This is a genomic window from Micromonospora sp. WMMD1102 (genome assembly GCF_029626265.1).
Classification (GTDB): Bacteria; Actinomycetota; Actinomycetes; order Mycobacteriales; family Micromonosporaceae; genus Plantactinospora.
The window spans coordinates 3603418-3617220 of sequence record NZ_JARUBN010000001.1; the positions used below are offsets into that span (position 1 = coordinate 3603418).

Below are 13803 nucleotides of genomic sequence, written 5' to 3' on the forward strand. Positions count from 1 at the left end.
AAGGGCGGTCAGTAGGAGCAGGGCGGTCAGTAGGAGAACGGCCAGGTTTTCCAGTAGTTGCGGACCCGTGTCCAGATGCCGAACAGGCCCCGGGGCTCGAAGATGAGGAAGACGACCAGGAGTACGCCGTACAGGATCGTCTCCACCTGGAAGACGTTCGGCATCTCGTTCGGCTGGGCGTGCAGGAACGGCAGCCACGCCTGTAGTTCCCGGATGAACCGGGGCAGCAGGGTGAGGAAGAACGCCCCGGCGATCGCGCCGGAGATGGTGCCCGCACCTCCGATCAGCACCATCGCGATGTACTGCACCGACAGCAGCAGGCTGAACGAACCCGGGTCGAAGAACCCGGTGATCGTGTAGAGCAGCGCCCCCGCGCAGCCGGCGTACGCCGACGAGACGGCGAAGGCGATCGTCTTGTAGCGGGCCAGGTTCACCCCGATCACCCCGGCGGCGATGTCCCGGTCCCGGATCGCGGTGAACGCCCGCCCCACCTTCGAGCGGGCCAGGTTGGCGGCGGCCAGCGCGAAGCCGACCAGGAGCAGCAGCATCAGCCAGTAGAGCTTCTGGTCGCGGGTGCCGAGCGGGCCGGTGGCGGCGATCGGCCGGCCGAAGAACTCCAGGGTGGCCGCCGGCCGGCCGACCCCGGCGCCGCCGGTCAGCGCCGACCACTCGCTGAACACGTGCTGTCCGATGAAGACCAGGCCGAGGGTGACGATCGCCAGGTAGAGCCCGCGCAGCCGGGTGGCCAGCGGGGCGACCAGCACCCCGGCCAGCCCGGCGACCAGCCCGGCGGCGGGCAACCAGACCAGGATGTTGGTGACCCCGAAGCCGATCACCCGGCCGTCCGGGTCGCCGGAGATCGCCGCCGCCGTGTACGCGCCGACGGCGAGGAAGAACGCGTGCCCCAGCGAGACCTGCCCGGCGTAGCCGGTGACCAGCCCCAGTCCGATCGCCCCGATCGCCGCCACGCAACCCAGCGCCAGCAGTTGCAGCACCTCGTCGGTGAGCAGGAACGGCAGGGCGAGAGCGATGGCGAGCAGCCCGGCCATCGCGACCCGCTTCGCCCGGGTGTCGAACAGGGCCAGTTCGTCGGCGTACGAGGTGTGCAGCCCGGGTCGTCCGGGCGGGCGGGTACGCCTGCCGGTGGTCTTCACACCCGTTCCACCTCCCTCGTGCCGAACAGCCCGTACGGGCGGACCAGCAGGACCAGCAGCATCAGCACGTACGGGCTGATCACCGAGACGTTGCCGCCGAGCCACGGCGCGTGCTGCTGGTAGGTGGCGGCGAGTTCCTGGATCGTCCCGACCGCCAGCCCGCCGACCACCGCACCCGGCAGCGAGTCGAGTCCACCGAGGATGATCACCGGCAGGGCGGTCAGTGCGACCAGCCAGAGCGCACCGTCGACGCTGGCTCCGGCGGCGGCGAAGGTGCCGGCCACCGCCGCCAGCCCGCCGGCCAGCGCCCAGGACAGTGCGAAGACCGCACCGACCGAGACGCCCTGGGCCAGTGCCGCCTCCTGGTCGTACGCGGCGGCCCGCATCGCCAGCCCCATCCGGGTGTACCGGAAGAAGGCGAAGAGCCCGGCGACCAGCACGCCGGTGGCGAGCAGTGCCGCGAGGTGCCGCTGTTGCAGGTCGATCCCGGTGCCGGGCAGTGGCACGGTACGCAGCCCCCACGGGTCGCCGACGTGTCGGACGTCCAGCCCGATGAACCCGTTGACCACCACCCGGACCGCGACGTCCACCCCGAGGGTGATGATGGCGACCGTGAACGCCGGCCGGCCGACCATCGGGCGGACAGCCACCCGTTCCACCCCGAGCGCCAGCCCGGCGGTTCCGACGGCGGCGACCGGCAGCGCGAGCCAGAAGCCGAGCGGGCCGGCCAGGTAGGTGACGAGTACCGCGCCGGCGAGCATGAAGGCCGGCTGGGCGAAACTGATCACCCTGGTGGCCTTGTAGACGATGACGAATCCGAGGGCCAGCAGGGCGTAGACGCTGCCGGTGCCCAGCCCGCGCAGCAGGCTCTCGGCCAGCTCGGTCATCGGGCCGCCTCCCCGGCTCGGGACGACCCCGGGCCGGCCTGCGCCGGGCCGGCCTGCGCCGAACCCGCCTGCGCCGAGCCGGCCCGGCGCGCGGCGCCGGTGTACATCTCGTCGATCAGGTCGGCGAAGCGGTCGGCGACGGCGGCCCGGCGTACCTTCTGGGTGGCGGTCAGCTCGCCGTCGTCGTGGTCGAGTTCCTTGGGCAGCAGGGTGAACCTCCGGACCTGCTCGACCGGGGCCCGTCCCGCGTTCACCGCCGCGACCAGCCCCTCGACCAGGGCCCGGACCTCCGGCTTGCCGGCCAGGTCCCGATAGGTGGTGTACGCCAGCCCCCGGCGCTGTGCCCACTCCCCCACCGTCTCCAGCTCGATCCCGACCAGCGCCGTCAGGTACGGTCGGCGGTCGCCGACCAGGACCGCCTCCTTGACGTACGGCGACGTCTTGAGGGCGTTCTCGATGTCGGAGGGGGCGACGTTCTTGCCACCCGCGGTGATCATGATGTCCCTGGCCCGGTCGGTGATCCGCACGTGGGTGCCGTCGACCCACTCGCCGATGTCGCCGGTGCGCAGCCAGCCCTCCGGGTCGAGCGCCACCGCCGTCGCCGCCGGATCCCGGTAGTAGCCGGCGAAGACGCCCGGATGCCGGGTCAGGATCTCCCCGGTCGACTCGTCGATCCGCAGCTCGACGCCGGGGTGCGGCTCGCCGACCGTGCCGAGCCGGACCCGGCCCGGCCGGTTCCCGGTGGCGACGGCGGTGTTCTCGGTCATCCCGTACACCTCGTGCATCCGCACGCCGATGCCCATGAAGAAGCGCAGCACGTCCGGGGCGATCGGGGCGGCACCGGAGGCGGCGTACCGGACCCGGCGCATCCCGATCCGCACCCGCAACGCCCGGTAGCAGCAGAGCCAGCCGATCGCGTACGCGAGCAGGGTGCCGGCGGTGTGCCGTCCGCCGGTCCGGACCAGCGTGCCGGCGATCCGGTCTGCGACCGTCAGCCACAGCCGGGCGTTCCACCCCTTGACCGGCGAGGCGTTGGCCAGCCGGATGGTCACGCCGGCCAGGATCTTCTCCCAGATCCGGGGTACGCCGAACAGGATCGTGGGCTGCACCTCGCGCAGGTTCGCCTGCACGGTGTCGATCGACTCGGCGAACGCCACCTGCACCCCGGCACCGGCGTTGAACCAGGTGGTGAAGATCCGTTCCGCGACATGGCAGAGCGGCAGGTACGACAGCAGCAGGTCGTACGGCCCCGGCGGTGGATCGGTGAAGCCGCCGCCGTCGACAAGCGTCCGGATCGCGAAGTCCACGTTGGCGACGGTCAGCATCGCGCCCTTCGGCGGGCCGGTGGTGCCGGAGGTGTAGATCAGCGTGGCCACGTCCTCGGCGGTCGCCGACGCCATCCGGGCCTCGACCGTCGCCGGCTCGGCCGCCCGGTGCTCGGCGCCGATCGCCAGCAGCTCGTCCCAGCCGAGCAGGGCGGGATGCCGGTAGCGGCGCCGGATGCCGCGCGGTTCGAGATAGACGATCCGCTCCAGGTCCGGGCAGTCGTCGAGCACCGCCAGCGCCTTGTCGACCTGCTCCTGGTCCTCGGCTACCAGCACCCGGGCACCGGAGTGCGCGAGCAGGTAGCCGACCTCCGGAGCCGGGTTGGTCGGGTAGAGCCCGACCGTCGCCGCCCGCAGCGCCACGGTCGCCACGTCGGTGAAGAGCCACTCCCGGCGGTTCTCCGCGTGGATCGCCACCCGGTCGCCCGGTTGGACGCCGAGCGCCAGCAGCCCGTGCGCCACGGTCTGCACGGTGTCCCAGTACCCGGCCCAGGTGACCTCCTGCCAGATGCCCCGGTCCTTCTCCCGCATCGCCACCGCGTCCGGACTGTCCTGGGCCCGGTCGCGGACCCGTACCGCGAGGGTGCGGACCGGCTCCACACCTGCCGGCACCTCCACCGCCGGGCCGGCCGGGCCGACGCCCGCCGAGCCCGCACCGGCGGCGGTCACGGAGCCGCCGGCGGCGGTCGATTCGGTCATCGCGGCTCCTCCCGTCGAGCCAGGTCCCCCGGCTGCCCGTCGTCCCCCGATTGCGCTTCGCCGCCAGGCCGCAATTCGCCGCCCAGCCGGGCGGACGGCTCGCCCTTCGGGACTGGTGGGTTCGCGCCGAGGTAGGCGCGCACGACGTCCGGATGGTGCGGGATCTCCGCCGGAGTGCCGGTCGCGACCACCTGGCCGAAGTCGACCACCAGCACCCGGTCGGCGAGGTCCATCACCAGTCCCATGTCGTGCTCGACCAGCACGATCGGGATGTCCAGCTCGTCACGCACGTCGAGGACGAACCGGGCCATGTCCTCGGTCTCCTCCAGGTTCATCCCGGCGACCGGTTCGTCCAGCAGCAGCAGTTTCGGTTCCATCGCCAGGGCCCGACCCAGCTCGACCCGCTTCTGCACCCCGTACGGCAGCAGACCGACCGGCATCCGCCGCCAGCGTTCCAGTTCGAGGAAGTCCACGATCTCCTCGACCGCGGCCCGGTTGGCGATCTCGGCCCGGCGTGCCCGGCCGAGCCAGCCGATCGCGGCGAGCGGTCCGTAGTCGATGTGGTGGTGCCGGCCGAGCAGCAGGTTGTCCAGCACGGTGAGGTTGCCGAAGAGCTCGACGTTCTGGAAGGTCCGGGCCATCCCGAGCGCCGCGATGGCGTGCGGCCGGCGCCCGACCAGGTCCACGCCGTCGAAGACGACCCGACCGGTCTGCGGCCGGTAGACCCCGGAGAGGACGTTGAAGATGGAGGTCTTGCCCGAGCCGTTCGGTCCGATGATGGCGAAGAGTTCGTGCCGGCCGACCGTGAAGCTCACCCCGTCGATGGCCCGTACGCCCGCGAAGTGCAGCCGGACGTCCTCGAACCACAGGATCGGGTCCGCACCGTCCCGCCCGGTCACGGCCCCGGCCGGCGCCGTCGTCGTCACGACAACCACCGCTTGCGCCGCCGGTAGTGCTTGACCTCCCGAAACGACCGCCGGTCCGCTGCGGCGGCACCGAGACCGAGATAGAACTCCCGGATGTCGTCGTCGGCCAGCAGGTCGGCGGCAGGCTTGTCCAGCACCACCTGCCCGGTCTCCAGCACGTAGCCGTGGGTGGCCAGCGAGAGCGCCATCGTGGCGTTCTGCTCGACCAGCAGCACCCCGGCACCTGTCGCGTTGATCGCCGCGATCAGCTCCCGGACCTGGTCGACCAGTCGGGGTGCCAGACCTAGGCTGGGCTCGTCCAGCAGCAGGTAGCGCGGCTGTGTCATCAGCGCCCGGCCCATCGCGAGCATCTGCTGCTCGCCGCCGGAGAGGTATCCGGCGGCGAGCCGGCGGCGCCCGGCCAGCACCGGGAAGAGCCCGAACACGTGGTCCAGCCGGGCGGGGATCTGCCGGTACGCCGTGTGGCCGCCGAGCCGCAGGTTCTCCTCCACGGTCAGCTCGGCGAAGATCCGGCGTCCCTCCATCACCTGGCAGACGCCCCGCCGGACCACGGCGGCCGGCCGCAGCCGGTGGATCGGTTCCCCGTCGAGCGTGACGGTGCCCTTGGTGACCGCGCCGTCGTGCACGTCGAGCAGGCCGCTTATCGCCCGCAGCAGGGTGGTCTTGCCGGCGCCGTTCGCGCCGAGCAGTGCGACGATCCCGCCGGGCGGTACGGCGAGACTCACTCCGCGCAGCACCAGCATCACGTCGTCGTAGACGACCTCGAGATTGCGCACCTGCAGCATCCGGGAACCCCCGGCTTCCGGTTGTGGCGCGGCTCACAAAGTTACCGGACATTAACCAGGGCGCAACGTTCCGTCAAGAGCATCGAGCTGGCGACCGCCGGTCCGCACCGGATCGGTGGAGGTGGAAGGCACTCACGGCTGTCGGTTGTGGACCGATCGGCCCGGCCCGACCGCGCCCCGCACAAGCCCGACCATGGCACGCACAAGCCCGACCGTGGGCCGCACAAGCCCGACCGTGCCCCGCACACCGCAGGCCGCCGCGGGCGGCGTCTCGGCGCTTCAGTGCCAGTGCCGGCCGAGCTGGCCGCGGATCTCGCCGCCGGGATAGCGCGAGCTGTGCACGTTGACGTACGCCGCACCGGCCCGTACCGCCGCGACCAGCTCGTCGAACTCACCGGGCGCGATCCCCTGCGCGGTCGGACCGATCACGTCGGCCGGCCGGATGGTCCCGCTGAGCATGGCCGGCGAGGCGGGGCAGGACTGGGTGCCGGCCGGCCCGTTGCCGAGGTTGGTGCAGAGGAAGGCGCTTATCCCGCCGCTCTGGGCCCGGCCGCCGAAATGGATGTGTGCCTGGGTGACGTCACCGGAGAGTGCGTCGTAGCTGAGCCGGTACGTCACTTCCTGGTCCTCCTCGTCGATGGCGAGGCTGAAGCCGCCGTTGCCGGTGGTCGAGACCGCCAGCGGGTCCTCCTGGTAGCCGCTGAGCCGTTCCCGGGCGACTCCCCAGCGGTCCCGCTCCTCTTCGTTGCGGTCGGCGTTCTCCAGCACGATCCTGGCCGTTCCCGCCCCGGCGACGAGAAGGGCCACCACCGAGACCACCGCGCCGTACCATCGTCGGATCATCATCGTCGCGCCTCCCCGGTCCCACCCCGGCCGATGCCCGTCACCCGGTTCAACTGGGCGTACGCCAGCCGAGGCACGACAGTCGGCTGACGGATCGTGGACAGAGAGTAGTTGTGGACAGCTGGGACGATCCGGTAGGTGTCAGTCCCGCAGCCGGGCGAGGTGCCGCATCTTGTTCATCGCGTCCAACGCGGCGACCTTGTACGCCTCGGCCAGGGTCGGATAGTTGAAGACCGCGTCGACCAGGTAGTCGACGGTGCCGTGGCAGCCCATCACCGCCTGTCCGATGTGCACGAGTTCGGTGGCTCCGGTGCCGAAGATGTGCACTCCGAGCAGCCGGCCGCTCTCCGGAGCGACGAGCAACTTCAACATCCCGTACGAGTCGCCGCTGATCGCACCCCTGGCGAGCTCGCGGTACCGGGAGATGCCCACCTCGAACGGCACCTTCTCCCGGGTCAGCTCGTCCTCGGTACGCCCGATGAAACTGATCTCCGGGATGGTGTAGATGCCGATCGGCTGCGCCTCGGACAGGGCCCGGGCGGGTTCGTCGCAGGCGTGGTGCGCCGCCAGCCGGCCCTGCTCCATCGAGGTGGAGGCGAGCGCCGGAAAGCCGATCACGTCCCCGACCGCGTAGATGTGCGGCACCGCCGTCCGGAAGTCCGGGTCGACCTCGATCCGACCCCGCTTGTCGGCGGCCAGCCCGGCGTTCTCCAGGTCGAGTTCGCTGCCCAGCCCCTGCCGGCCGGCGGAGTACATCACGGTGTCGGCGGCGATCCGTTTGCCGCTCTCCAGTACCGCGATGGCTCCCCGGGCGTGCCGCTCCACCGCCGCGACCGCCTCGCTGAACCGGAAGGTCACCGCGAGGTCCCGGAGGTGGTACTTCAGTGCCTCCACGATCTCCAGGTCACAGAACTCGAGCATGTGGTCGCGCCGCTCGACCACGGTGACCTTGGTGCCGAGCGCGGCGAACATCGAGGCGTACTCGATGCCGATCACCCCCGCGCCGACCACGACCATCGAGTTCGGCACCCGGTCCAGGTTGATGATGCCGTCCGAGTCGATGATCGTCCGCTCGTCGAAGTCCACACTCGCCGGTCGGGCCGGCCGGGTGCCGACGGCGATGATGATCTTCTCGGCGGTGACCTTCGACTCCCGGCCGGCCGGGTCGGTCACCGCGACCGTGTGCGGGTCGGCGAACCGGGCGGTCCCGGTGATCAGGCGTACCCGGTTGCGGGCCAGCTGGCTGCGGACCACGTCGACCTCCCGGCCGATGACGTGTTGGGTCCGCGCCGTCAGGTCGGCGACGGTGATGTCGTCCTTGAGCCGGTAACTCTGGCCGTACACCTCCCGCTGGCTCAACCCGGTCAGATAGAGCACCGCCTCGCGCAGCGTCTTGGACGGCACCGTGCCGGTGTTGATGCACACCCCGCCGACCATGTGCTGCCGTTCCGCCACCGCCACCCGGCGGCCGAGCTTGGCCGCCGCGATCGCCGCCTTCTGACCACCCGGCCCCGAACCCATCACGAGCACGTCGAAGTCATGCACCCCACCAGTCTGGCAGGCCGGAGATCGGACCGCGCGGGGCCGATCGGTCGGTTACCGCAGGTGGTCCGGAACTCACCGACGTCCGTCCATCAACCGGTGCAGGTTCTGCCGCCACGCCTGCGCGAAACCGGGTTCGCCGCGACCGTGCGCCCAGACCACGACGAAGACCGAGGTCAGCGCCCCGCAGGCGTGCAGCACCGCCCGGTCGGCGTCGCCGAGGGTACGCCGGTAGCCGGCCAGGAACGCCTCGGCGAGGTCCGGCCGGTCCCGCCACGGGCCGAAGTAGAGCCGGTTCAGGTCGTTGACCCACATCTCCGGGCCGGCCCACTCGAAGTCGACGACGTGCACCTGCCTGTCGCCGGTCACCAGCCAGTTGCGCGGGCCGTAGTCGAGGTGGCACGGCACCCGGACCGGTGCCGGGACGCCGGCCAGGGCGCGCAGCCCGGCGCGGACGAAGTCGAGTTCCCGGGGTTCGAGCAGTTCCCGCGCCGGGGTGGCGAGCCGGTCGAGTTCGTCGAGCTTCTCGGCGACCAGGTCGGTCCAGGGCGGCAGCGTTGCGCTGTCGTGCAGCCGACGCAGCAGTACGCCGGCCCGGTGCTGCACCTCCGGGTCGGTGGCGTACGGCAGGCCGGGGCCACCCGGCACCGCCGAGAGCACGAGTGCGAACCGGCCGTCGTCGTACGCCCGCAGCCTCGGTGCGCGCCCGCCGAGCCCCGGCACCCAGCGGCGGTACGCCGAGAGTTCCCGCCGGTAGCGCTCCGGGTCGCCGTGCCCCTTCACGAACCAGGTGACGCCCTCGCCGTCGCGCACCTCCAGCACGCCGGCCACCCCGTGCGGCCAGGACCGGTCCGCGACCACCCGGACCGGCCCGAGCACCTGCCGCGCGTACCCGACCAGGTCGTCGCGCATGTTTCCTCCCCGGAGTCGCCGCCGCGCGTGCCTCCCTCGGAAGTTCAGGACCGGCGCGGCAGCCTGTGCAGTACGACGTCGTGCAGCCGACCGCCGGAGATCTCGACCGTCAGGTAGGTGGCGTACGGCTGGCGGCGCCGGTCGGTCGGCGAGCCGGGATTGAGCAGCCGCAGCCCGCCCGGCGCCTCGCTGTCCCAGGGGATGTGCGAGTGCCCGAAGACCAACAGGTCGGCGTCACCGAACCGCTCCGCGCATCGGCGTTCCCGGCCGGCGGCCGGGCCGGTCTCGTGCACCACCGCGACCCGCAGGCCGGCCAGCTCGACCCGGGCGACCTCGGGGAGCCGGGCCCGCAGTCGCGGGCCGTCGTTGTTGCCGTGCACCCCGACCAGCCGGGCGGCCCGGGACTCCAGGACGTCGAGCAGCGGCTCGTGCACCCAGTCGCCGGCGTGGACGACCACGTCCGCCTCGTCGACCGCCGCCCAGAGCTGCGGGGGCAGGTCCCGGGCCCGCTTCGGCACATGGGTGTCCGCCATCAGCACCAGGCGCACGCCTTCACCCTATCGGTTCCGCCGCACCGGCACGCTCCCGAACCTGCGGTGGTGGCCTCCCGCGGGGCCGTCCGACACCGGGCGCAGCGTGTCGGCCCGGCCCACGGATGGTGGGCCGGGCCGGCACGGATGGAGCTACCGGGTTCGCCCGGAGGGCCGCGCTGCCGGCGCCATCGGTTTCCCGTGGCAGCCGCCTCGACGGCGACGAACCGTGCGCCGTCGGGCGGCCCGACGGGCCAGTGCGGAGGTCGTCGCCCCGGCCGTGGCCCAGCCGGTGGCGGGAGCGGCGGCTGGTTCCAGCACGCGTCGACGAGCGCCTCGAACTCCGCCCGCACGAGTTCGTCGTCCCGGACGAGGAGTTCGACAAACGCCTCGTGGACCGACCGGGTCGTCGAGACCTCGTCCCGTACGCCGCTGGGCATCCGCCTCACCCTCCGCCGTCGACTGTCCCCGGAAGCCGGCGAACCGCCGGGCCGGGTGCGATGCCTGTCAGGCGTTGATGACCTTCTGCTGGGATCCGGCCGTGCCGGAGGTGATCGTCACCCGGCGGGGCTTGGCCTGCTCCCGCACCGGGATCCGCACGGCCAGCACACCGTTCTCGTGGCTCGCCTCGATCCGGTCGGTGTCCAGGCCGTCGCCGAGGAAGATCTGTCGGGAGAAGGCTCCGAGCGGTCGTTCCGAGACCTGGGCCCGGGCGTTCTCGCCGAGGTGCGGCGGACGGCGCTCGGCGCGGACGGTCAGCAGGTTCCGCTCGACGTTCAGCTCGATCGCGTCCGGGGCGACCCCGGGAAGGTCGAACGCGACGACGAACTCCTCGTCGTTGCGGTAGGCGTCCATCGGAATCGCCGTCGGCCGGGACCGGGTGCCGGAGACGAGCGTGCCGAGGGCCTGCTGTGCGAAGCGGTCGAACTCGCGGAAGGTGTCGGTGCGCATCAACATCGGAATCCACCTCCTAGTGCTGGTCGACAGGTTGTCAATGCGCGACACCTCGGTTGTATCATGTCGTCGCAATGATGACAAGAAGATGGGTCATCACACAGACGACGGCTGTCGGAGATGGGGAACGGATGGACCAGCGGGAGCAGTCCGGGCCACCGGGCCGGCCGGCCGGGGCCGGCGCCACGTCGACGCCGGCCGGCACGGCGTTCGACCGCGTCCAGGCGGTCACCAGCCAGGTCGGCGTCGCCACCGCCCCCACCCCGGGCGGCGCCCGCCGGCCCGGGCCGCGCGCCGGCACCGGACCGGCGGACGGTCCCGAGGTGACCGTCGACCAGGTGCTCACCGCCCTCGTCCTGCTCCGGCAACTCCGTGCCGAACTCGAGTCCTGGGAGCCGCGCCTGATCGCCGCCGCCCGGCAGCGCGGGGCGAGTTGGGCCGAGCTGGCGCCCGCACTCGGGGTGGCGAGCCGGCAGGCCGCCGAGCGCCGCTACCTGCGGCTGCGCCCCGCCGACAAGGATGCCGCCGCACGGACCCGGGACGACCGGGTACGCGCCGAGCGGGACCGCCGGGCCGGCGACCGCGCGGCGGCCAGCTGGGCCCGGGACAACGGTGCCGACCTGCGCCAGCTCGCCGGACAGATCGCCGCGCTCACCGACCTCGGCACGGCGGCACGCCCCAGCCTGGACCGGCTGCACGACGCCCTCGGCGGCGCCGACCCGAACGCCCTGCTCCGGCCGCTCGCCGAGGCCGAGCAGCATCTCCGGGCCGACCATCCGGGCCTGGCGGCTCAGGTCGAGGCGATGAACGAACACCTCGGCGAGGTACGCGAGCGCACCCGCCGACACCGTGGCCGTCCCCGCCCCTGAACCCCGGTACGCCGGCCCGGCCGCCAGCCAGTGGGCGGCGGCCGGTTTAGTTGGCATCCCAAACTATTGACAGGCACCATCCAGCGATGTGAATCTCTGTGCAGGGACACCGCCGCCGGAGCCGGGTGGTTGGTGCGGGAGCACCGGGCAGCCTCCCGCGTACTCGCCCGTGCAACCGACGTCTGGGGATCCCCATGTCATCACTCGCCCAACCTCCGAATCCGGCTCGCGGCCGCGCCCCGATGGTCCTGCGGATCCTCGCGGTCGCGGCAACCGCCGTCGTCCTGCTCGCCACCGCCCTCGCCGTATCCCGGGACGCCGCGGACGCACACGGCTCCACGATCAACCCGGCCTCCCGCAACTACGGCTGCTGGAAGCGCTGGGGCAACGACTTCCAGAACCCGGCGATGGCCACCCAGGACCCGATGTGCTGGCAGGCCTGGCAGGCCGACCCGAGCGCCATGTGGAACTGGAACGGCCTCTTCCGGGAGGGCGTGAACGGCAACCACCAGGCCGCCGTACCGAGCGGCCAGCTGTGCAGTGCCGGCGAGACCGGCGGCATCCGGTACGCCGCACTGGACAACCCGGGCAACTGGCAGGCCACAAATGTCGGCACCAACTTCAACGTCACGGTGCACGACCAGGCGCTGCACGGTGCGGACTACTTCCGGATCTACGTCACCCGGCAGGGGTTCAACCCGCTGACCCAGCGACTCGGCTGGAGCGACCTCGAACTGGTCCGGGAGACCGGCCGGTACGCCCCCGGGGAGGGCACCCGGGAGACCGGCGACCCGGTGCTGAACGGCGTCTCCATCACCATGCCGGTGAGCGCGCCCGGACGCTCCGGCCGGCACATCGTCTTCGTGATCTGGAAGGCCAGCCACTCGGACCAGAACTACTACTGGTGCAGCGACGTCAACGTCGGCGGCACCGGCAACCCGCAACCGACCGCCACCCCGACCCGTACCCCCACCCCGACGCCGACCCGCACCACCGCGCCGCCGACCAGTACCCCGCCGGCGGGTGGCACGGGCAGCTGCTCGGCGGCGTACACCGTGACCGGCACCTGGTCCGGCGGCTTCCAGGCCGAGGTACGGGTCACCGCCGGCAGCGCCGCGATCACCGGCTGGACGGTGAGCTGGACGTTCGGCAACGGACAACAGGTGAGCAACTCCTGGGGAGCGACGATCACCAGCAGCGGATCAAGCGTCACCGCCCGGGACGCCGGCTACAACGGCAGCCTCGGCGCCGGCGGCAGCACCACCTTCGGGTTCCTCGCGTCGCAGACCGGCAGCAACGGCGTACCGTCGCTGACCTGCACCGCCACCTGACCTCCGGCGGCAGTGCCCAGGCACCGGGCCGGGCCCGTTCACTCGCGGACCCGGCCCCGGGGCGCATCCGGTGGGACGCGACGGACCGGCCCGGACCGGCGGGTGGTGCCCGGTCAGTCGAACGAGACGTGCGCGAAGGCGTACGGGTTGACCAGCTCGTCCCGGCGGCGGTGCAACCCGTCGAGTTCACCGGCCAGCCGATCCCGGTCGGTCGACGGCAACTCGACGCTCTCGCGCAGCCGGAGCCGCTCCCCCACCGCCAACGTGGCCAGATCCTCGGCAAGCCGGCCCGGCTCGACGCCGCAGGAGAAGCGGTGCTGCCAGATCACCACCCGCTCGAAGAGGTACGCCCCGGGGCGCACCTGGAGCCAGGCCCAGCCCTCGGCCGAGCCGTCCCGCCAGTCCAGACGCAGGCTGCGCAGGATCGGGTCGACAAGCTCCCGGTTGACGTAGGCGTCCACCGCGATCGTCCGGGCGACCGCACCGAGGTCGTTCACGTGCCCGCTACTGCCGTCCGGCAGCCGGCCGACGATGTCCCGGTAACCGCGCGGCGCGTCCGGGGCGAGTTCGGCGTACTCGGCCGGGTCGCCGGTGGCGGCCAGGAAGGCGCGGGCGTCGACGACGTACTCGACGATCCGCCGGCCGTGGGTGGCCGGCTGCAACGTCGCCGAGGAGATCCGGAGCAGTTGCAGGCCGACCGCCTCGCAGACGGCGTGCCTCGCCCGTTCGTCCCGCTGCGTCTGCGCGGTCCGCACACTTGCGTCGACCAGCTCGACGGCGAACGGCGCCGCCCGGCCGGCCGGATCGCAGACCACGAAGTCGAACGCCTGCCGGCTGGCCACGTTCCACTGGTTGCCGGTGATGCCCTCCGGCCGGCGCGGCACGAGCTGGCCGAGCCGCTGGCCGGGCCGGACGACCAGACCGGCCCGCTCGAACCCGCCGTCGCCCGCCGCCGGCTCGGCGGGCAGCCGGGTGGATCGCACGGGCGTGCGCCTGTCGCCGCCGCTGGGTGCCGTCTGTCCCCTGGTCCGTAACATCCGCTCGCC

General features: G+C 72.4%; 13 protein-coding genes. 2 read left to right on the forward strand and 11 right to left on the reverse strand.

What is annotated here, in order from left to right; genetic code table 11:
• Positions 1 to 26: 26 nt before the first annotated feature.
• The 10 genes from O7626_RS16120 to O7626_RS16165 form a co-directional block, all read right to left on the reverse strand.
• Positions 27 to 1154, reverse strand: coding sequence for a branched-chain amino acid ABC transporter permease (locus O7626_RS16120; RefSeq protein ID WP_278061980.1), 1128 nt, complete (start codon positions 1152 to 1154; stop codon positions 27 to 29).
• Entirely contained in the window at positions 1151 to 2041 is an 891-nt protein-coding gene (locus O7626_RS16125; protein ID WP_278061981.1) for a branched-chain amino acid ABC transporter permease, read from the reverse strand. Before O7626_RS16125 ends, O7626_RS16120 begins: the two co-directional genes overlap by 4 nt.
• Positions 2038 to 4065: an AMP-binding protein gene (locus tag O7626_RS16130; RefSeq protein ID WP_278061982.1), complete on the reverse strand. Its 2028-nt coding sequence runs from the start codon at positions 4063 to 4065 to the stop codon at positions 2038 to 2040. Before O7626_RS16130 ends, O7626_RS16125 begins: the two co-directional genes overlap by 4 nt.
• On the reverse strand, positions 4062 to 4991 hold the full coding sequence (locus tag O7626_RS16135; RefSeq protein WP_278061983.1) for an ABC transporter ATP-binding protein: 930 nt from the start codon (positions 4989 to 4991) through the stop codon (positions 4062 to 4064). Before O7626_RS16135 ends, O7626_RS16130 begins: the two co-directional genes overlap by 4 nt.
• The gene (locus O7626_RS16140; RefSeq protein ID WP_278061984.1) at positions 4988 to 5776 is read right to left on the reverse strand and encodes an ABC transporter ATP-binding protein; all 789 of its coding nucleotides are present in this window, start codon (positions 5774 to 5776) and stop codon (positions 4988 to 4990) included. Before O7626_RS16140 ends, O7626_RS16135 begins: the two co-directional genes overlap by 4 nt.
• 279 nt (positions 5777 to 6055) lie before the next feature.
• Entirely contained in the window at positions 6056 to 6622 is a 567-nt protein-coding gene (locus O7626_RS16145; protein WP_278061985.1) for a CHRD domain-containing protein, read from the reverse strand.
• A 138-nt stretch (positions 6623 to 6760) separates the two neighbouring features.
• Positions 6761 to 8164, reverse strand: a complete 1404-nt coding sequence (gene sthA, locus O7626_RS16150; protein ID WP_278061986.1) for a Si-specific NAD(P)(+) transhydrogenase — start codon at positions 8162 to 8164, stop codon at positions 6761 to 6763.
• Between the two features lie 72 nt (positions 8165 to 8236).
• Positions 8237 to 9073, reverse strand: coding sequence for a hypothetical protein (locus O7626_RS16155; protein ID WP_278061987.1), 837 nt, complete (start codon positions 9071 to 9073; stop codon positions 8237 to 8239).
• A 44-nt stretch (positions 9074 to 9117) separates the two neighbouring features.
• Positions 9118 to 9621: a metallophosphoesterase gene (locus O7626_RS16160; protein WP_278061988.1), complete on the reverse strand. Its 504-nt coding sequence runs from the start codon at positions 9619 to 9621 to the stop codon at positions 9118 to 9120.
• A 489-nt stretch (positions 9622 to 10110) separates the two neighbouring features.
• Positions 10111 to 10560: an Hsp20/alpha crystallin family protein gene (locus O7626_RS16165; protein WP_278061989.1), complete on the reverse strand. Its 450-nt coding sequence runs from the start codon at positions 10558 to 10560 to the stop codon at positions 10111 to 10113.
• A gap of 128 nt (positions 10561 to 10688) precedes the next feature.
• Here O7626_RS16165 and O7626_RS16170 point away from each other — a divergent pair, with 128 nt between their 5' ends.
• Both O7626_RS16170 and O7626_RS16175 read left to right on the forward strand, forming a co-directional pair.
• A complete protein-coding gene (locus tag O7626_RS16170; RefSeq protein ID WP_278061990.1) occupies positions 10689 to 11426 on the forward strand; it encodes a hypothetical protein in 738 nt (245 codons plus the stop codon).
• A 242-nt stretch (positions 11427 to 11668) separates the two neighbouring features.
• Complete coding sequence (locus O7626_RS16175; protein WP_278061991.1) at positions 11669 to 12757, forward strand: lytic polysaccharide monooxygenase; 1089 nt, start codon at positions 11669 to 11671, stop codon at positions 12755 to 12757.
• 113 nt (positions 12758 to 12870) lie between these two features.
• Here O7626_RS16175 and O7626_RS16180 read toward each other — a convergent pair whose 3' ends face one another.
• The gene (locus tag O7626_RS16180) at positions 12871 to 13740 is read right to left on the reverse strand and encodes a DUF2726 domain-containing protein (protein WP_278061992.1); all 870 of its coding nucleotides are present in this window, start codon (positions 13738 to 13740) and stop codon (positions 12871 to 12873) included.
• Positions 13741 to 13803 lie beyond the last annotated feature (63 nt).